The organism is Alsobacter sp., assembly GCF_059501845.1.
This window is the reverse complement of the sequence record NZ_JCACDK010000011.1, coordinates 1-18,971: the sequence shown is the minus strand read 5'-3', so window position 1 is coordinate 18,971 and position 18,971 is coordinate 1. Positions and strand designations below refer to the sequence as shown.

Genomic DNA, 18,971 nt, shown 5'->3' with positions numbered 1-18,971 from the left:
CACACCGGCGCTGCGCGCAGCATTGCGGGCGGTGAAGGAGTGTAGCTCAACTGGTTAGAGCACCGGTCTCCAAAACCGGGGGTTGGGGGTTCGAGTCCCTCCACTCCTGCCAGCCCTGGGGTGGCAGGACGGTCTGAATCGACATGGCGGCCGCGGGCCGCCTTTTTCATACGCGATGGCCCGTGCACGCCGATATGCCCGCTCCTTGACCGGCACGGGGATTCGGCCTATTTCGACGCCTTCTCCCATGAGCAGCGTCGTCCTGAGCCGTTTCTCCGGCCGACGGCCTCTGGGCGGCGGAACGGCGCGCGGCGCCCCGGGCCTGGCCCGGCGACAACGGTGGTCCAATGGCCAAGACGAGCCCCTTCGAGTTCATCCAGCAGGTCCGGTCCGAGGCCCAGAAGGTCACCTGGCCGACCCGCAAGGAGACCCTGATCACCACCGGACTGGTCTTCGTGATGGTGGTTGCAGCGAGCATCTTCTTCCTGGCCGCCGATTTCATCATTCATTGGGTCGTCGGGCTCGTGCTCGGCCTCGGGCGCTGAGGGGAGGACGATCCATGTCCATGCGCTGGTACATCGTCCACGCCTATTCGAACTTCGAGAACAAGGTCGCCCAGTCGATCAAGGACCAGGCGTCCCAGCGCGGGCTCGAACACAAGTTCGAAGAGGTCCTGGTGCCGACCGAGAAGGTCGTCGAGGTCCGCCGGGGCCGCAAGATCGACACGGAACGGAAGTTCTTCCCCGGCTACGTGCTGGTGAAGTGCGACCTCACCGACGAGGTCTACCACCTCATCAAGAACACGCCGAAGGTGACGGGCTTCCTCGGCACCGACAAGAAGCCGATGCCGATCCCCGACCGTGAGGCGGAGCGCATCAAGGGCCAGGTCGCCGACGGCGTCGAGCGTCCGAAGCCCTCCATGTCCTTCGAGATCGGCGAGCAGGTGCGCGTGGCCGACGGCCCGTTCGCCTCGTTCAACGGAGTGGTGGAGGAGGTCGACGAGGCCCGCGCCCGGCTGAAGGTCGCCGTCTCGATCTTCGGCCGCGCCACGCCCGTCGAACTCGAATACGGCCAGGTCGAAAAGGTCTGAGACCGGAGCGCGGGTCTCCAGACCCGCTCTTCGTGCCGAACTCGCGAGATTGCGCGTCTGAAGGCCCGCGGTCCGAACAGACGGAGCGCGGGTCTTCAGACCCGCTCTTCCTCGGACTGAAGACAAGCGCGTCTGAAGACGCGCGGTCCGGGCGACGCTCCGCTCCAATCCCCGCTTGACCCCGGTCTCGTGCGCCCCGAGGCTCCCGTCCAACGACAAGGACGGGAGGACGTCATGGATCTCGGGCTCAAGGGCAAGGTTGCACTCATCACGGGCGGCAGCGTCGGCATCGGGCTGGCGGTTGCCGAGGGCCTCGCGGCCGAGGGCGCGCATGTCGCGCTGGCCGCCCGCGACGGCGGACGGGCGGGTGCCGCAGCGGAGCGCATAGCCTCGAAATTCGGTGTCACCGCCATCGGCATTGCCGCCGACGTCGCCACCCCGGCCGGCTGCGATGCCGCGGTGAAGGCCGTCGAGGAAACCTTCTCCGGCTGCGACATCCTGCTGAACAATGCCGGCACCGGGTCGAACGAGACCATCATGGAGGCGCCGGACGACAAGTGGCAGTACTACTGGGACCTGCACGTCATGGCGGCGGTCCGCCTGGCTCGGGGCGTCGTACCCCAGATGCGCCGGCGCGGGGGAGGGGTCATCCTCCACAACGCGTCGATCTGCGCGGTGCAGCCGCTGTGGTACGAACCCATCTACAACGTCACCAAGGCGGCGCTGGTGATGTTCTCGAAGACGCTGTCGACCGAGGTCGTCGGCGAAAACATCCGCGTCAACGCCATCAATCCCGGCCTCACGCTGACGCCGGACTGGATCAAGACGGCCAAGCAACTCACCGCGGACAAGGGCGGCGACTGGGAAGGCTACATCGCCAGCGTCGCCAAGGAGCACGCTCCCATCAACCGCTTCGCCACCCCCGCCGAGATGGCCGACTTCTTCGTCTTCCTCTGCTCGGCGAGGGCAAGCTACTCTGTCGGCGCCGCCTATGTCGTCGACGGCGGCATGATCAAGACGATCTGATCCGGCCGTCCTTGCGAGGAGCGCAGCGACGAAGCCATCCAGGCGACGCTGCCGGACAGGCGAACTGACCGGGGTCGCTTCGCTTCGCTCGCAAAGACGCGTGGCCCCCGTGTCCGGTGATCCGTCCGGATGCCGTCGCCCCTTGAACCCGCACGCCATGTAGCGTATGGCATCGCGCGCCGGAGCGATCCGGCCAGGCCCCGCCCAGGCGGGGCTTTTTCGATGCGGGAGGCATGCCGGTCGCCAGCCGGAGCTCATGCCGCACCGCAAACTGCAAGCCAAGGCGCGGCGGGATCTCGTCCTTCCGTGCCGGCCGGCGTTCCGGAAGGGCGCCGGTTATCCAAGGAGCAGCCAACATGGCAAAGAAGATCACGGGCTACGTGAAGCTTCAGGTGCCGGCCGGCGCGGCGAACCCGTCGCCCCCGATCGGTCCCGCGCTCGGCCAGCGCGGTCTGAACATCATGGAATTCTGCAAGGCCTTCAACGCGCGCACCGCGCAGATGGACAAGGGCACCCCGATTCCGGTGATCATCACTGCGTATCAGGACCGCTCCTTCACCTTCGAGATGAAGCAGCCTCCGGTCACCTTCTTCCTCAAGAAGGCGGCCAACCTGAAAATCGGCAAGAAGCCCGCTTCGGGCCACAAGACGCCGGGCCGTGGCTTCATCGGCAAGGTGACGAAGGACCAGATCCGCGAGATCGCCCAGGCGAAAATGCCCGATCTCAATTGTGACTCCGTCGAGTCGGCCATGGCCATGATCGAGGGCTCCGCCCGTTCGATGGGCCTCGAGGTGGTGGGGTAATCCGATGCCGAAGATCGCCAAGCGCGTCCGCGCCGCCCGCGAGGGCATCGAGCGCACCAAGCTCTACCCGCTGACCGACGCTCTCGCTCTCATCAAGCAGCGCGCCACGGCCAAGTTCGACGAGACGGTCGAGATCGCCATGAACCTCGGCGTCGACCCCCGCCACGCCGACCAGATGGTCCGCGGCGTCTGCAACCTGCCGAACGGCTCGGGCCGCGACGTTCGCGTCGCCGTCTTCGCCCGTGGCGGGAAGGCCGACGAGGCGAAGGCTGCCGGTGCCGACATCGTCGGCGCTGAGGATCTCGTCGAGCGCATCAACGCCGGCCAGATCGACTTCGACCGCTGCATCGCGACACCCGACATGATGCCGCTCGTCGGCCGCCTCGGTAAGGTTCTCGGCCCGCGCGGCCTGATGCCGAACCCGAAGGTCGGAACGGTGACCCCCGACGTCGCCGGCGCGGTGAAGGCCGCCAAGGGCGGCGCCGTGGAGTTCCGCGTCGAGAAGGCCGGCATCGTGCATGCAGGCGTGGGCAAGATCTCGTTCGACGAGACCAAGCTCGCCGAGAACATCCGCGCATTCGCCGACGCGGTTGCGCGGGCCAAGCCGGCTGGCGCGAAGGGCACCTACATCCAGCGCGTCGCGATCTCCTCGACGATGGGTCCTGGCGTGAAGATCGATCCGTCGACCGTCACGAGCGGCAGCCAGCAGGGCTGATCGCCTCTGAGGCAAGCGAGACCAGGGGAGCCCCGCCGGCCCGTCCGGCGGGGCTCCTTCGCTTCCGACGGCGACCATCCGGGATCGTCCGGATCTAACGAGGGGCTTGTCAGCAGCGGCGAGGCGTCGCACCCTCGGAACCTCCGGACCGGTGCCCCGCGGGTTGCGGTTCTTGTTGCAGCCCCCATATCGCGCTCCGGACCCCAAGCGTTCCAGCCTCCGCTCAGGTCGGGGGTTCACGAAATTTTTGTCTTCCGGACTTGGCAAGTGGTCCGGGAGCGTTTATGGACACGCGATGAGTTCCATACATCGTGCACGAGTCGTCCCCGTGAGGGGCTTTTCGTGCGCTACGTGTTCCGGCCGGGAAACCGGTCGGGAGTAAGGCCGGCGGGGCGGAGGGATGCCTTCGACCCGTTCCGGCCATGTCCTGTCCGAGACTGCAGGTGCCCGCCATCCGGCTGGCCTAATTCGCAAGAGCCTGCACAGACGGGGAAGACCGGGTTTCGGGATCCGCAAGGATCTCGCCGACGCGCCGGAATGCGCGACCGCCGTTGGCTGAGAGGCCGGCGGCGAGTGTTCGGTTCGAACCATCACACCGGGTCGTGTGCGCCGCAAGGTGCAGGCATCCGGGGACAGGTACGTCGGAGCGTCGGTCTCGGGTCCGCCCGGGGCCGGCAAGCGCAACCGGCGGGACTTCTGTCCCCGCCAACCGGAGAGAGCCCGTGGACAAAGCGGCTAAGCGTGAGCTCGTCGGCACGCTCAATACGGTCTTCAGCGAGACCAGCGTCGTCGTCGTCGCTCACTATGCCGGCCTCACGGTCGCCGACATGCAGAAGCTGCGTTCGCAGATGAAGCAGGCCGGCGCCACCGTAAAGGTCGCCAAGAACCGCCTCGCCAAGATTGCTCTCGAAGGCACGGACGTCGCCTCGGTCGGTACTCTTCTCAAGGGTCCGACGCTGCTGGCCTACAGCAGTGATCCCGTGGCTGCGCCCAAGGTCGCCGTCGATTTCGCCAAGGTCAACGACAAGCTCGTGATCCTCGGCGGGGCGATGGGTTCGACCGCTCTGGACGCGAATGGTGTCAAGGCCCTGGCCACGATGCCTTCGCTGGACGAACTGCGCGCCAGGCTCGTGGGGCTCATCCAGGCTCCCGCGACCAAGATCGCCCAGCTGTCCACCGCGCCGGCCGCCAAGCTGGCCCGCGTGTTCGGAGCCTATGCCGAGAGAGACGCGGCCTGAGGCCGTTCCGTCACACACCCTGGTTCGACACCACACACTCACAGGAACAAGAACATGGCTGATCTTTCCAAGCTGGTCGACGAGCTTTCGTCGCTGACCGTCCTCGAGGCCGCCGAGCTCGCGAAGCTCCTCGAGGAGAAGTGGGGCGTCTCGGCCGCTGCGGCCGTTGCCGTTGCCGCGCCTGCCGCTGGCGGCGGTGCCGCCGCTCCGGCCGCCGAGGAGCAGACCGAGTTCTCGGTCATCCTCGCCGCGGCTGGCGACAAGAAGATCGAGGTCATCAAGGAGGTCCGCGCGATCACCGGTCTCGGCCTCAAGGAGGCCAAGGACCTGGTCGAGGCGGCTCCCAAGGCGGTCAAGGAAGGCGTCTCCAAGGAGGACGCCGCCAAGATCAAGGAGCAGCTCGAGAAGGCTGGCGCCAAGGTCGAGCTCAAGTGATCCGTCGCGCCGCTTTGCGGCGCGGAGGGACATGCGCGGCCTGAATGCCGCGCCGATGGTCCCGGGGCTTCCCGCCCCGGGACCTTGTTGCCGTCAAGGGGAATGAGAGTTCCCCGGGCGTGCTGGACGGGCCGGAAGGCAATGAGACGGACGCCGGAAACCCCACGCGGGAGCTCCCTGACGGGAGCAGCGCGGAGGCAGGGCCCGGGCGGACCGCAGGAGTGAGGACGAGATGGCTCAGACGTTCATCGGCCGCAAGCGAGTTCGCAAGTTCTTCGGTCACATCCGCGAAGTCGCGGAGATGCCGAACCTGATCGAGGTTCAGAAGGCGTCATACGACCAGTTTCTCCAGATCGAAGAGCCCGCCGGTGGCCGCCCAGACGAGGGCCTGCAGTCCGTCTTCAAGTCCGTTTTCCCGATCTCCGATTTCTCCGGCAGCTCGCTGCTCGAGTTTGTCAAGTTCACCTTCGAGCCGCCCAAGTATGACGTGGACGAGTGCCGCCAGCGCGGCATGACGTTTGCCGCGCCGCTGAAGGTCACGCTGCGCCTGATCGTGTTCGATGTCGATGCCGACACCGGCGCGAAGTCCGTGAAGGACATCAAGGAGCAGGACGTCTACATGGGCGACATGCCGCTCATGACGTCGAACGGCACCTTCATCGTCAATGGCACCGAGCGCGTCATCGTCTCCCAGATGCACCGTTCGCCCGGCGTGTTCTTCGACCACGACAAGGGCAAGACGCACTCGTCCGGCAAGCTGCTGTTCGCCGCCCGCATCATCCCCTATCGCGGCTCCTGGCTCGACATCGAGTTCGACGCCAAGGACATCGTCTACGCCCGCATCGACCGCAAGCGTAAGATCCCGGTCACCTCGCTGCTGTTCGCCCTCGGCATGGACGGCGAGGAGATCCTGTCGCGCTTCTACAACCGCGTCGATTATGTCCGCGACAAGGACGGCTGGCGCGTGCCCTACGACGCCGAGCGCATGAAGGGCTTCAAGGCGACCGTCGACATGATCGACGCCGACACCGGCGAGGTCGTGATCGAGGCCGGCAAGAAGCTGGTCGCGCGCACCGCCCGCCAGCTCGCCGAGAAGGGCCTCAAGTTCCTGCGCGCCACGGACGAGGACCTCTACGGCCAGTACATCGCCGAGGACCTGGTCAATCCGCAGACCGGCGAGGTCTTCGCCGAGGCCGGTGACGAGATCGACGAGAAGAGCCTGAAGGCGCTGCTCGACGCCGGCTTCGACGAGCTGCCGGTGCTCGACATCGACCACATCACGATCGGCCCCTACATCCGCAACACGCTCAAGGTCGACAAGAACTCGCGCCGCGAAGAGGCGCTGTTCGACATCTACCGCGTCATGCGCCCGGGCGAGCCGCCGACGCTCGAGACCGCCGAGAACATGTTCCAGTCGCTGTTCTTCGACGCGGAGCGCTACGACCTCTCGGCCGTCGGCCGCGTCAAGATGAACATGCGTCTCGACCTCGACGCCGCCGATACCGTGCGCATCCTGCGCAAGGAGGACATCTTCGCGGTCGTCAAGGCGCTGGTCGACCTGCGCGACGGCAAGGGCGAGATCGACGACATCGACCATCTCGGCAACCGGCGCGTGCGCTCGGTCGGCGAGCTGATGGAGAACCAGTATCGCCTGGGCCTCCTGCGCATGGAGCGCGCCATCAAGGAGCGCATGTCGTCGGTCGATATCGACACCGTGATGCCGCAGGACCTGATCAACGCGAAGCCCGCGGCCGCCGCGGTGCGCGAGTTCTTCGGCTCGTCGCAGCTCTCGCAGTTCATGGACCAGACCAACCCGCTCTCGGAAGTCACCCACAAGCGCCGTCTCTCGGCGCTTGGCCCGGGCGGCCTGACCCGCGAGCGCGCCGGCTTCGAGGTGCGCGACGTCCACACCACGCATTACGGCCGCATCTGCCCGATCGAGACGCCGGAAGGCCCGAACATCGGCCTGATCAACTCGCTCGCCACCTTCGCGCGCGTCAACAAGTACGGCTTCATCGAGAGCCCGTACCGGCGCATCCGCGACGGCAAGCAGACCGACGAGATCATCTATCTCTCGGCCATGGAGGAGGCGAAGTACAATGTCGCCCAGGCCAACGCGGTCGTCGACAAGGAAGGCCGTCTGACCGATGACCTGATCGTCTGCCGCCGCGCCGGTGAGGTCATCGTCGTGCCGGTCGACAAGGTCGACTTCATGGACGTCTCGCCCAAGCAGGTCGTCTCGGTCGCCGCGGCGCTGATCCCGTTCCTCGAGAACGACGACGCCAACCGCGCGCTGATGGGCTCGAACATGCAGCGCCAGGCGGTGCCGCTGGTTCGCGCCGACGCGCCGTTCGTGGGCACGGGCATGGAGGCCATCGTCGCGCGTGACTCCGGTGCCGCCATCGCGGCGCGCCGGGCTGGCGTGATCGACCAGGTCGACGCGACCCGTATCGTCATCCGCGCCACCGACGACCTCGACCCCTCCAAGTCGGGCGTCGACATCTACCGGCTGATGAAGTTCCAGCGTTCCAACCAGAACACCTGCATCAACCAGAAGCCTCTGGTGGCGGTGGGCGACGTGGTGCGCAAGGGCGACATCATCGCCGACGGTCCGTCGACGGAGCTCGGCGAGCTGGCGCTCGGCCGGAACGTGCTCGTCGCGTTCATGCCGTGGAACGGCTACAACTTCGAGGACTCCATCCTGCTGTCCGAGCGGATCGCCAAGGAGGACGTCTTCACCTCGATCCACATCGAGGAATTCGAGGTGATGGCCCGCGACACCAAGCTCGGGCCGGAAGAGATCACCCGTGACATCCCGAACGTCTCCGAAGAGGCTCTGAAGAACCTCGACGAGGCCGGCATCGTCTATATCGGCGCCGAGGTGAACGCGGGCGACATCCTGGTCGGCAAGATCACGCCGAAGGGCGAGAGCCCGATGACGCCGGAGGAGAAGCTCCTCCGCGCCATCTTCGGCGAGAAGGCCTCCGATGTTCGCGACACGTCGCTGCGCGTCCCCCCGGGCGTCCAGGGCACGGTCGTCGAGGTGCGCGTGTTCAACCGCCACGGTGTAGACAAGGACGAGCGCGCCCAGGCCATCGAGCGCGAGGAGATCGAGCGGCTCGCCAAGGACCGCGACGACGAGCTCGCGATCCTGGACCGCAACGTCTATGCGCGCTTGGCCGAGGTTCTGTCCGGCAAGGTCGGCATCGCCGGTCCGAAGGGCTTCAAGAAGGACAGCGAGATCACCCGCGAGGTGCTCGACAGCTCGCCGCGCTCGCAGTGGTGGACGTTCGGCGTGACCGACGACGCGGTGATGGCCGACGTCGAGGCCATGCGCAAGCAGTACGACGAGGCCAAGAAGGGGCTGGAACAGCGCTTCCTGGACAAGGTCGAGAAGCTGCAGCGCGGCGACGAGCTGCCCCCCGGCGTGATGAAGATGGTCAAGGTCTTCGTCGCGGTGAAGCGCAAGATCCAGCCCGGCGACAAGATGGCCGGCCGCCACGGCAACAAGGGCGTGGTGTCGCGCATCGTTCCGATCGAGGACATGCCGTTCCTCGAGGACGGCACGCATGTCGACATCGTGCTCAACCCGCTGGGCGTGCCGTCGCGCATGAATGTCGGGCAGATTCTCGAGACGCATCTCGGCTGGGCCTGTGCGGGCCTCGGCAAGAAGATCGGCGACGCGGTCGACGCCTACAGGCGCGCCCACGATTCAGGTCTCCTCAAGGAGACGCTCTCGGACATCTACGGCAACGACGAGACGGTGGCCTCCCTCGACGAGCAGGGCCTCGTCACGCTCGGCGAGAACCTGCGCCGCGGCGTGCCGATCGCAACTCCGGTCTTCGACGGAGCCAAGGAGCACGACATCGAGGAGATGCTGGAGAAGGCCGGTCTCGACCGGTCCGGCCAGGTCACCCTCTATGACGGGCGCACCGGCGAGTCGTTCGACCGGCGGGTGACGGTGGGCTACATCTACATGCTCAAGCTCCATCACCTCGTGGACGACAAGATCCACGCGCGTTCGATCGGTCCGTACTCGCTCGTCACCCAGCAGCCGCTGGGCGGAAAGGCGCAGTTCGGCGGCCAGCGCTTCGGCGAGATGGAGGTGTGGGCACTCGAGGCCTACGGCGCCGCCTACACGCTGCAGGAGATGCTGACCGTGAAGTCGGACGACGTGGCGGGCCGCACCAAGGTCTACGAGGCCATCGTGCGCGGCGACGACACGTTCGAGGCCGGCATTCCGGAGAGCTTCAACGTGCTCGTCAAGGAGATGCGCTCGCTGGGACTCAACGTCGAGCTCACCTCGACCAAGAAGCCCCTCAACGAGTTGCCTCCCTCGGAGGCCGCCGAGTGATCGGCCAGCGAGTGCGTTCCACGCCAGGAAGCCTCTGATCCGAAGCCGGGCCCCCGGGGCCCGGCGCACCAGTTCGTTTTTCCGGAGAGGCTCCGCCCAGCGGCGGCGCCGGGCCTCCCGAGATGCAGGAGACGGCCATGAATCAAGAGGTCATGAATCTCTTCAACCCCGTGGCTCAGCCCCAGACTTTCGACCAGATCAAGATCTCGATCGCGAGCCCGGAAAAGATCCTTTCGTGGTCCTTCGGCGAGATCAAGAAGCCGGAGACGATCAACTACCGCACGTTCAAGCCCGAGCGTGACGGCCTGTTCTGCGCGCGAATCTTCGGCCCGATCAAGGACTACGAGTGCTTGTGCGGCAAGTACAAGCGCATGAAGTACAAGGGCGTCATCTGCGAGAAGTGCGGCGTCGAGGTCACGCTTTCGCGCGTTCGGCGCGAGCGCATGGGCCACATCGAGCTCGCCGCTCCCGTCGCGCACATCTGGTTCCTGAAGTCGCTGCCCTCGCGCATCGGCCTGCTGCTGGACATGGCGTTGAAGGATCTCGAGCGGATCCTGTACTTCGAGAACTACGTCGTCCTCGAGCCCGGCCTCACCCCCCTGAAGGAGCGTCAGCTCCTGTCTGAGGACGAGTACCTGCGTGCGCAGGACGAGTACGGCGAGGACAGCTTCACCGCGTCCATCGGCGCCGAGGCGATCCGCGAGATCCTGCGCAGCCTTGACCTCGAGAGGACAGCGGCCGACCTGCGCGTCGAGATCGCGGCGTCCAAGACCGAGCTGAAGCCCAAGAAGCTCGCCAAGCGGCTGAAGATCATCGAGGCCTTCATCCAGTCCGGCAACAAGCCGGAGTGGATGGTGCTGACCGTAGTCCCGGTGATCCCGCCGGACCTGCGACCGCTCGTCCCGCTGGACGGCGGCCGCTTCGCCACGTCCGACCTGAACGACCTCTACCGTCGCGTCATCAACCGCAACAACCGCCTGAAGCGGCTGATCGAGCTGCGCGCGCCCGACATCATCATCCGCAACGAGAAGCGGATGCTGCAGGAGGCCGTCGACGCGCTGTTCGACAACGGCCGCCGCGGCCGCGTCATCACGGGTGCCAACAAGCGCCCGCTGAAGTCGCTCGCCGACATGCTGAAGGGCAAGCAGGGCCGCTTCCGCCAGAACCTGCTCGGCAAGCGCGTCGACTATTCCGGCCGCTCGGTCATCGTGGTGGGCCCGGAACTCAAGCTGCACCAGTGCGGCCTGCCCAAGAAGATGGCGCTGGAGCTCTTCAAGCCCTTCATCTATTCGCGCCTCGACGCGAAGGGCCTCTCGGCCACGGTGAAGCAGGCCAAGAAGCTCGTCGAGAAGGAGAAGCCGGAAGTCTGGGACATCCTGGACGAGGTCATCCGCGAGCATCCCGTGATGCTGAACCGGGCGCCGACGCTGCATCGCCTCGGCATCCAGGCGTTCGAGCCCGTGCTGATCGAGGGCAAGGCGATCCAGCTGCACCCGCTCGTCTGCGCGGCGTTCAACGCCGACTTCGACGGCGACCAGATGGCCGTGCACGTCCCGCTGTCGCTCGAGGCGCAGCTGGAAGCGCGCGTGCTGATGATGTCGACCAACAACATCCTGCACCCGGCGAACGGCATGCCGATCATCGTGCCGTCGCAGGACATCGTGCTCGGGCTCTACTACCTCTCGATCATCTCGGATGGCGAGCCGGGCCAGGGCAAGGTCTTCGGCGACTTCGGCGAGCTCGAATACGCGCTGCACGAGAAGGTCGTCACGCTGCATTCGAAGATCAAGTATCGCTGGACCGGCGTCGGCCGTGACGGCCAGCCCTACACGAAGATCTACGACACCACGCCGGGCCGCGTGATCCTCTCGACCGCGCTGCCCGAGCATCCGGCCATGACCTTCGACGTCGTCAACAAGCTGATGACGAAGAAGGAGATCTCCAACATGATCGATGCCGTCTATCGCGGCTGCGGTCAGAAGGAGTCGGTGATCTTCTGCGATCGCGTCATGGGCCTCGGCTTCAAGCACGCGTTCAAGGCCGGCATCTCGTTCGGCAAGGACGACATGGTGATCCCCGAGAACAAGTGGGAGATCGTCGATGCGACGCGCGTGCTCGCCAAGGATTACGAGCAGCAGTACCAGGACGGCCTGATCACCCAGGGCGAGAAGTACAACAAGGTCGTCGACGCCTGGGCGAAGTGCTCCGACAAGCTCGCCCAGGAGATGATGGCCCGCATCTCGACCGTGAAGAAGGACGATGCCGGTCGCGACAAGCCGATCAACTCGATCTACATGATGAGCCACTCGGGCGCCCGTGGTTCGCCGGCGCAGATGCGCCAGCTCGCCGCCATGCGCGGCCTGATGGCCAAGCCGTCGGGCGAGATCATCGAGTCGCCGATTATCTCGAACTTCAAGGAAGGCCTCGACGTTCTCGAGTACTTCAACTCGACCCACGGCGCCCGCAAGGGCCTGGCCGACACGGCGCTCAAGACGGCGAACTCGGGTTACCTGACCCGCCGTCTCGTCGACGTGGCGCAGGATGCGATCATCTCCGAGGTGGATTGCGGCTCGGATAACGGCATCAAGATGCGCGCCATCGTCGATGCCGGCCAGGTCGTGGCTTCGCTCGGCATGCGCATCCTCGGCCGTTCTGCGGCCGTGGAGGTCACCGACATCGACGGCAACGTCCTGGTCGCCAAGGGTGCGGTGATCGAGGAGAGCCACATCGCCAAGATCAACGCCGCCGGCGTCCAGGAGGTGAAGATCCGTTCGGTCTTGACCTGCGAGACCAAGAACGGCGTCTGCGCGACCTGCTATGGGCGCGATCTTGCCCGCGGCACGCCCGTCAACATGGGCGAGGCCGTCGGCGTCATCGCGGCGCAGTCCATCGGCGAGCCGGGCACCCAGCTCACGATGCGCACCTTCCACATCGGCGGTGCGGCGCAGATCGCCGACCAGTCGTTCATCGAGTCGAACTTCGACGGCACCGTGCGCCTGCGCCACCGCAGCGTCGCCCGGAACTCCGACGGCGACCTCATCGCCACCAGCCGCAACATGGCTGTGGTGATCGTGGGCTCCGACGGGGCCGAGCGCGCCGTGCACCGCATCCAGTACGGCGCACGCCTGAAGGTCGACGAAGGTGACGTCGTGAAGCGCGGCCAGCGCATCTCCGAGTGGGATCCCTACTCGCGTCCCATCGTCACCGAGGTGGACGGCGTGGTCGGCTTCGAGGACCTCGTCGAAGGCGCTTCCGTGGTCGAGACGGCCGACGAGTCGACCGGCATCACCAAGCGCGTCGTCACCGACTGGCGGACGAACATGCGTTCGGCCGACCTGCGGCCGGCGCTCACGGTGTCGGACGGCAAGGGCAAGGTGCTCAAGCTCGCCCGCGGCGGCGATGCGCGCTACCTGCTTCCCGTCGATGCCATCATCGCCGTGGAGCCGGGCTCCACGGTGAAGGCGGGCGACGTGATGGCCCGTATCTCGCTGGAGAGCGCCAAGACCCGCGACATCACGGGCGGCCTGCCGCGCGTGGCGGAGCTGTTCGAGGCGCGGCGTCCGAAGGAGGCGGCGATCATCGCGGAGAAGGCTGGCACGATCCAGTTCGGCCGCGACTACAAGAACAAGCGTCGCATCACGCTGACCCCCGCCGACGGCACGGACGCGGTGGAGTACCTCGTTCCCAAGGGCAAGCACATCTACCTGCAGGACGGGGACATCGTCGAGAAGGGCGACTACATCGTCGATGGCAACCCGGCGCCGCACGACATCCTGGCGATCAAGGGCGTGGAGGAACTCGCGGCCTACCTCGTCAACGAGATCCAGGAGGTCTACCGGCTCCAGGGCGTGAACATCAACGACAAGCACATCGAGGTCATCGTCCGGCAGATGCTCCAGAAGGTCGAGATCGACGATCCCGGCGACAGCGAGTTCCTGCAGGGCGAGCAGGTCGACAAGGTGGAGATGGACGAGGGCAATGTCCGCCTCGTGGAGGAGGGCAAGAAGCCGGCCTCCGGCAGCCCCGTGCTGCTCGGCATCACCAAGGCGAGCCTGCAGACCCGGTCGTTCATCTCGGCTGCGTCGTTCCAGGAGACCACCCGCGTCCTCACCGAGGCGGCGGTCAACGGGAAGTCGGACGACCTCGGCGGTCTCAAGGAGAACGTCATCGTCGGCCGCCTCATCCCGGCCGGTACCGGCGCCATGATGTCACGCCTGCGCGAAGTGGCAGTCCGCCGCGACGAGATGATCGTCGCTCAGAAGGCCACCGAGGCTCAGCCCGCCGGCATGCCGCAGCCCTTCATCGAGGGCCCGGCCGCCGCCGAGTAATCTTTGCGCGCAAAGAACAGCGCACAGTAGACAGGGCAGGGGGGCCGCCTTCGGGTGGCCCCTTTGCTTTGAGCCCCGGCCTGCAGAAGCGCAGCCTTTCGGAGCGTTCCGGCGTGCATAGGCGGGCTTGATGGTCTGCGAAGCCTCGACGCGTGTCTGCCCCGCTGGAAAGGTTCCATAAAGGGGTTGACGCGATCCGAGTCGCGAAGTAGAAGCACCGGACTTTCCGGCAGACAGTCGGTCCAAACGATCCGGTGCGACGCGCGCCAGACCAAGAGACCGAGACGCTGCCCGACCATCACCGACTGCAAAGTCGTCCGATTGGGTCATGACCCCGGCGTAAGCCGTGGTCCTCTGCTGCATTCGCGCCCCCGGCCGGCAGGCCGAAGGCGCGGTTTCGTTTTGCGCGCTTCTGTGCGCGGCACGGGACAACGTGAAACCGAGCGCAAGCTCAAGTGCCTGGGATTGGAACGAGCACGATGCCGACGATCAGCCAGCTCATCCGCAAGCCGCGGGTCGCACAGCGGATCCGGAACAAGGTTCCGGCGCTGGAGGCGTCCCCGCAGAAGCGCGGCGTGTGCACGCGCGTCTATACGACGACGCCGAAGAAGCCGAACTCCGCGCTCCGCAAGGTCGCCAAGGTCCGCCTCACCAATGGCTTCGAGGTGATCGGCTACATTCCGGGCGAAGGCCACAACCTGCAGGAACACTCCGTCGTCGCCATCCGTGGCGGCCGCGTGAAGGACCTTCCGGGCGTGCGCTACCACATCATCCGCGGCGTCCTCGATGCGCAGGGCGTCAAGAACCGCAAGCAGCGCCGTTCGAAGTACGGCGCGAAGCGGCCGAAGTAATCGAAGACCGCCGGAGACCGAGACATGTCGCGTCGCCACCGCGCCGAAAAGCGAGAGATCATCCCGGACCCCAAGTTCGGTGATGAGGTCGTCACGAAGTTCATGAATTCAATCATGTACGACGGCAAGAAGTCCGTCGCCGAGACGATCGTCTACGGCGCGCTCGACATCGTCGAGCAGAAGCTGAAGACCGATCCGTTGCAGGTGTTCAAGAGCGCCCTCGAGAACGTGGCCCCGGCCATCGAGGTCCGTTCCCGCCGCGTCGGCGGCGCCACCTACCAGGTGCCCGTCGAGGTTCGCCTTGAGCGGCGCCAGGCGCTCGCGATCCGCTGGTTGATCCAGGCGGCGCGCGCTCGCAACGACAAGACCATGGTGGACCGGCTCTCGTCCGAGCTCATCGATGCGTCGAACAACAGGGGAAATGCCGTCAAGAAGCGCGAGGACACGCACCGGATGGCTGAAGCCAACCGCGCCTTCTCGCACTACCGCTGGTAACAGCGCCCTCTATCGGCAGACAGGACCGCTCCCATGCCCCGCAGCCATAATATCGAGGATTATCGTAATTTCGGCATCATGGCCCACATTGATGCCGGGAAGACGACGACCACCGAGCGCATCCTCTATTACAGCGGCAAATCCCACAAGATCGGCGAGGTGCATGAAGGCGCCGCGACGATGGACTGGATGGAGCAGGAGCAGGAGCGCGGCATCACCATCACGTCGGCGGCAACGACGACGTTCTGGGACGGCAAGCGCCTGAACATCATCGACACCCCCGGGCACGTCGACTTCACCATCGAGGTGGAGCGTTCGCTGCGCGTGCTCGACGGCGCCGTATGCGTCCTCGACGGCAACCAGGGCGTCGAGCCGCAGACCGAGACGGTGTGGCGTCAGGCCGACAAGTACAACGTGCCGCGCGTCGTGTTCGTCAACAAGATGGATAAGATCGGCGCCGACTTCTACAACTGTGTCGACGAGATCGTGACGCGTGTGGCCGGCAAGCCGGTCTGCATCCAGCTTCCGATCGGCTCCGAGTCGAACTTCAAGGGCATCATCGACCTCGTTCGCATGGTTGCGGTCGTATGGGAGGATGAAGGCCTCGGCGCGAAGTACCATGACGAGGAGATCCCGGCCGATCTCGCCGACAAGGCGAGGGAGTACCGGCTGAAGCTCGTCGAGGCGGCCGTCGAGCTCGACGACGACGCCATGTCCGCCTACCTCGACGGCCAGGAGCCGGATGTCGCCACGCTGAAGCGTCTCATCCGCAAGGCCGTCGTGAACCGCGTGTTCAACCCGGTGCTGTGCGGATCCGCCTTCAAGAACAAGGGCGTGCAGCCGCTGCTCGACGCGGTGGTCGACTACCTGCCGTCGCCGCTCGACCGCGACGCCATCAAGGGCATCGACGTCAAGACCGAGGAGGAGACGGTTCGTCTTCCTTCCGACGACGAGCCTTTCTCGCTGCTCGCCTTCAAGATCATGGACGACCCGTTCGTCGGCACGATCACCTTCTGCCGCGTCTATTCCGGCACGATCGAGTCCGGCACGACCGTCGTGAACTCGACCAAGGAGAAGAAGGAGCGCATCGGCCGCATGCTGCTGATGCACGCCAACAACCGCGAGGACATCAAGGAAGCCTTCGCCGGCGACATCGTCGCGCTGGCTGGCCTCAAGGACACCCGCACCGGCGACACGCTCTGCGATCCGCAGAAGCCCGTGATCCTGGAGCGCATGGAGTTCCCGGCGCCGGTCATCGAGATGGCGATCGAGCCGAAGTCCAAGGCCGACCAGGAGAAGCTGGGCGTCGCGCTTGCCAAGCTGGTGGCCGAGGATCCGTCCTTCCGCGTGTCCACCGACTTTGAGTCCGGCCAGACCATCCTGAAGGGGATGGGCGAGCTGCACCTCGACATCAAGGTCGACATCCTGCGCCGGACTTACAAGGTCGACGCCAATGTCGGCGCGCCGCAGGTCGCCTACCGTGAGACGCTGTCGCGCCAGACGGAAATCGACTACACGCACAAGAAGCAGACGGGCGGCACCGGGCAGTTCGCTCGCGTGAAGTTCGTCGTGCAGCCCAACGAGGCCGGCAAGGGCTTCGAGTTCGCCTCGAAGATCGTCGGTGGCGCGGTGCCGAAGGAGTACATCCCCGGCGTCGAGAAGGGCCTCGAGAGCGTCATGAACTCGGGTCCGCTCGCGGGCTTCCCGGTCGTCGACGTGAAGGTGGAGCTGATCGACGGCGCCTTCCACGACGTCGACTCGTCTGCCCTGGCGTTCGAGATCGCGTCCCGCGCGGCTTTCCGCGAGGCTCTGCAGAAGGGCGGTCCCGTCCTCCTCGAGCCGATCATGAAGGTCGAGGTGGTGACGCCCGAGGACTACACGGGATCCGTCATCGGCGACCTCACCGGCCGCCGCGGGCAGATCCAGGGCCAGGACATGCGCGGCAACGCGGTGGTCATCAACGCGATGGTGCCGCTCGCCAACATGTTCCAGTACGTCAACACGCTGCGTTCCATGAGCCAGGGGCGCGCGGCCTACACCATGCAGTTCGACCACTACGAGCAGGTTCCGTCCGCGATCGCGGCGGAAGTTCAGGCGAAGTACGCCTGACCCGCACCGGTTGACTGAACCCAGCAAGCATTCCTGAGATCCACGGAGCATCCCCATGGCCAAGGAAAAATTCTCGCGGACGAAGCCGCACTGCAACATCGGGACGATCGGGCACGTCGACCATGGGAAGACGTCGCTGACGGCGGCGATCACGAAGGTCCTGGCCGAGACGGGCGGGGCGACGTTCACGGCGTACGACCAGATCGACAAGGCTCCGGAGGAGAAGGCGCGCGGCATCACGATCTCGACGGCGCATGTCGAGTACGAGACGAAGAACCGCCACTACGCGCATGTCGACTGCCCCGGGCACGCCGACTATGTGAAGAACATGATCACGGGCGCGGCGCAGATGGACGGCGCCATCCTGGTGGTGTCGGCGGCCGACGGCCCGATGCCGCAGACGCGCGAGCACATCCTTCTGGCGCGCCAGGTCGGCGTTCCCGCGCTGGTGGTGTTCATGAACAAGGTCGACATGGTCGACGACCCCGAGCTTCTCGACCTGGTCGAGCTCGAGGTGCGCGAGCTCCTGTCGAAGTACGACTTCCCCGGCGACGACATTCCGATCGTCAAGGGTTCGGCGCTGTGCGCGCTGGAGGGCAAGCAGCCCGAGCTCGGCCATGACGCGATCCTGAAGCTGATGCAGGCGGTGGACAGCTACATCCCGCAGCCTGACCGTCCGAAGGACCAGCCCTTCCTGATGCCGGTGGAGGACGTGTTCTCGATCTCGGGCCGCGGCACGGTGGTGACGGGGCGCATCGAGCGCGGCGTGGTGAAGGTGGGCGAGGAGATCGAGATCATCGGTCTGCGCCCGACCATCAAGACGACGGTGACGGGCGTCGAGATGTTCCGCAAGCTGCTCGACCAGGGCGAGGCGGGCGACAATGTCGGCTGCCTGCTGCGCGGCACGAAGCGCGAGGAAGTCGAGCGCGGCCAGGTCCTGGCCAAGCCCGGCTCGGTGAAGCCGCACACGAAGTTCAAGGCCGAGGCCTACATCCTGACGAAGGAGGAGGGCGGCCGCCACACGCCGTTCTTCACCAACTACCGGCCGCAGTTCTATTTCCGCACGACCGACGTGACGGGCATGGTGAAGCTGCCGGAAGGCACGGAAATGGTGATGCCGGGCGACAACGTGACGATGGAGGTCGAGCTGATCGCCCCCATCGCCATGGAAGAGAAGCTGCGCTTCGCCATCCGCGAGGGCGGCCGCACCGTCGGCGCCGGCGTCGTCGCCTCCATCATCGCGTAAGCAGCAGGGACACGGCGCGCGCCGGCGGGGACGACCCCCGGCGCGCGCCGGTTCCGAACGGGAACACCCCGAGGGCACTCACATGAACGGCCAGAACATCCGCATCCGCCTCAAGGCGTTCGACCATCGGATTCTCGATTCGTCGACGCGCGAGATCGTCTCCACGGCGAAGCGGACGGGTGCGCAGGTTCGGGGTCCCATCCCCCTGCCCACGCACATCGAGAAATTCACGGTGAACCGCTCGCCGCACATCGACAAGAAGTCGCGCGAGCAGTTCGAGA

14 protein-coding genes and 1 tRNA gene are annotated in these 18,971 nt (G+C 66.0%); all 15 read left to right on the top strand.

Annotated elements, in window-relative coordinates; translation table 11 throughout:
* Nucleotides 1-35 precede the first annotated feature (35 nt).
* Nucleotides 36-112: transfer RNA gene (locus AC5JCN_RS07515), tRNA-Trp, on the top strand.
* A 235-nt stretch (nucleotides 113-347) separates the two neighbouring features.
* Nucleotides 348-545 carry a preprotein translocase subunit SecE gene (gene secE, locus AC5JCN_RS07510; protein WP_495754419.1) on the top strand — a complete coding sequence of 66 codons (198 nt, stop codon included), beginning with the start codon at nucleotides 348-350 and terminating at the stop codon, nucleotides 543-545.
* Between the two features lie 14 nt (nucleotides 546-559).
* Nucleotides 560-1,090, top strand: coding sequence for a transcription termination/antitermination protein NusG (gene nusG / locus AC5JCN_RS07505; protein ID WP_495754418.1), 531 nt, complete (start codon nucleotides 560-562; stop codon nucleotides 1,088-1,090).
* 234 nt (nucleotides 1,091-1,324) lie between these two features.
* On the top strand, nucleotides 1,325-2,116 hold the full coding sequence (locus AC5JCN_RS07500; RefSeq protein WP_495754417.1) for an SDR family NAD(P)-dependent oxidoreductase: 792 nt from the start codon (nucleotides 1,325-1,327) through the stop codon (nucleotides 2,114-2,116).
* A gap of 356 nt (nucleotides 2,117-2,472) precedes the next feature.
* Entirely contained in the window at nucleotides 2,473-2,919 is a 447-nt protein-coding gene (rplK, locus tag AC5JCN_RS07495) for a 50S ribosomal protein L11 (RefSeq protein ID WP_495754416.1), read from the top strand.
* 4 nt (nucleotides 2,920-2,923) lie between these two features.
* Nucleotides 2,924-3,634: a 50S ribosomal protein L1 gene (gene rplA, locus AC5JCN_RS07490; RefSeq protein ID WP_495754415.1), complete on the top strand. Its 711-nt coding sequence runs from the start codon at nucleotides 2,924-2,926 to the stop codon at nucleotides 3,632-3,634.
* 722 nt (nucleotides 3,635-4,356) lie between these two features.
* The gene (gene rplJ, locus AC5JCN_RS07485; RefSeq protein WP_495754414.1) at nucleotides 4,357-4,872 is read left to right on the top strand and encodes a 50S ribosomal protein L10; all 516 of its coding nucleotides are present in this window, start codon (nucleotides 4,357-4,359) and stop codon (nucleotides 4,870-4,872) included.
* A 54-nt stretch (nucleotides 4,873-4,926) separates the two neighbouring features.
* A complete protein-coding gene (gene rplL, locus AC5JCN_RS07480; protein ID WP_495754413.1) occupies nucleotides 4,927-5,307 on the top strand; it encodes a 50S ribosomal protein L7/L12 in 381 nt (126 codons plus the stop codon).
* Between the two features lie 232 nt (nucleotides 5,308-5,539).
* Nucleotides 5,540-9,661 (top strand): DNA-directed RNA polymerase subunit beta, encoded by a 4,122-nt coding sequence (rpoB, locus tag AC5JCN_RS07475; protein WP_495754412.1) that lies wholly within the window; start codon nucleotides 5,540-5,542, stop codon nucleotides 9,659-9,661.
* A gap of 137 nt (nucleotides 9,662-9,798) precedes the next feature.
* Nucleotides 9,799-13,989 (top strand): DNA-directed RNA polymerase subunit beta', encoded by a 4,191-nt coding sequence (gene rpoC, locus AC5JCN_RS07470; protein WP_495754411.1) that lies wholly within the window; start codon nucleotides 9,799-9,801, stop codon nucleotides 13,987-13,989.
* Nucleotides 13,990-14,468: 479 nt separating this feature from the next.
* Nucleotides 14,469-14,840 carry a 30S ribosomal protein S12 gene (gene rpsL / locus AC5JCN_RS07465; RefSeq protein WP_495754410.1) on the top strand — a complete coding sequence of 124 codons (372 nt, stop codon included), beginning with the start codon at nucleotides 14,469-14,471 and terminating at the stop codon, nucleotides 14,838-14,840.
* Between the two features lie 24 nt (nucleotides 14,841-14,864).
* Nucleotides 14,865-15,335, top strand: a complete 471-nt coding sequence (gene rpsG, locus AC5JCN_RS07460; protein ID WP_495754409.1) for a 30S ribosomal protein S7 — start codon at nucleotides 14,865-14,867, stop codon at nucleotides 15,333-15,335.
* 33 nt (nucleotides 15,336-15,368) lie between these two features.
* Nucleotides 15,369-17,444 (top strand): elongation factor G, encoded by a 2,076-nt coding sequence (gene fusA / locus AC5JCN_RS07455; RefSeq protein WP_495754408.1) that lies wholly within the window; start codon nucleotides 15,369-15,371, stop codon nucleotides 17,442-17,444.
* A 55-nt stretch (nucleotides 17,445-17,499) separates the two neighbouring features.
* Nucleotides 17,500-18,690: an elongation factor Tu gene (gene tuf, locus AC5JCN_RS07450; RefSeq protein ID WP_495754407.1), complete on the top strand. Its 1,191-nt coding sequence runs from the start codon at nucleotides 17,500-17,502 to the stop codon at nucleotides 18,688-18,690.
* Between the two features lie 82 nt (nucleotides 18,691-18,772).
* The coding region (rpsJ, locus tag AC5JCN_RS07445) for a 30S ribosomal protein S10 (protein WP_495754406.1) at nucleotides 18,773-18,971 on the top strand (199 nt) is incomplete at its 3' end.

Excerpts from the sequence above, each read along its gene's own strand:
- secE (WP_495754419.1), top strand. The coding sequence starts at position 348 with ATGGCCAAGACGAGCCCCTTCGAGTTCATCCAGCAGGTCCGGTCCGAG.
- nusG (WP_495754418.1), top strand. The coding sequence starts at position 560 with ATGTCCATGCGCTGGTACATCGTCCACGCCTATTCGAACTTCGAGAAC.
- AC5JCN_RS07500 (WP_495754417.1), top strand. The coding sequence starts at position 1,325 with ATGGATCTCGGGCTCAAGGGCAAGGTTGCACTCATCACGGGCGGCAGC.
- rplK (WP_495754416.1), top strand. The coding sequence starts at position 2,473 with ATGGCAAAGAAGATCACGGGCTACGTGAAGCTTCAGGTGCCGGCCGGC.
- rplA (WP_495754415.1), top strand. The coding sequence starts at position 2,924 with ATGCCGAAGATCGCCAAGCGCGTCCGCGCCGCCCGCGAGGGCATCGAG.
- rplL (WP_495754413.1), top strand. The coding sequence starts at position 4,927 with ATGGCTGATCTTTCCAAGCTGGTCGACGAGCTTTCGTCGCTGACCGTC.
- rpoB (WP_495754412.1), top strand. The coding sequence starts at position 5,540 with ATGGCTCAGACGTTCATCGGCCGCAAGCGAGTTCGCAAGTTCTTCGGT.
- rpoC (WP_495754411.1), top strand. The coding sequence starts at position 9,799 with ATGAATCAAGAGGTCATGAATCTCTTCAACCCCGTGGCTCAGCCCCAG.
- rpsL (WP_495754410.1), top strand. The coding sequence starts at position 14,469 with ATGCCGACGATCAGCCAGCTCATCCGCAAGCCGCGGGTCGCACAGCGG.
- rpsG (WP_495754409.1), top strand. The coding sequence starts at position 14,865 with ATGTCGCGTCGCCACCGCGCCGAAAAGCGAGAGATCATCCCGGACCCC.
- fusA (WP_495754408.1), top strand. The coding sequence starts at position 15,369 with ATGCCCCGCAGCCATAATATCGAGGATTATCGTAATTTCGGCATCATG.
- tuf (WP_495754407.1), top strand. The coding sequence starts at position 17,500 with ATGGCCAAGGAAAAATTCTCGCGGACGAAGCCGCACTGCAACATCGGG.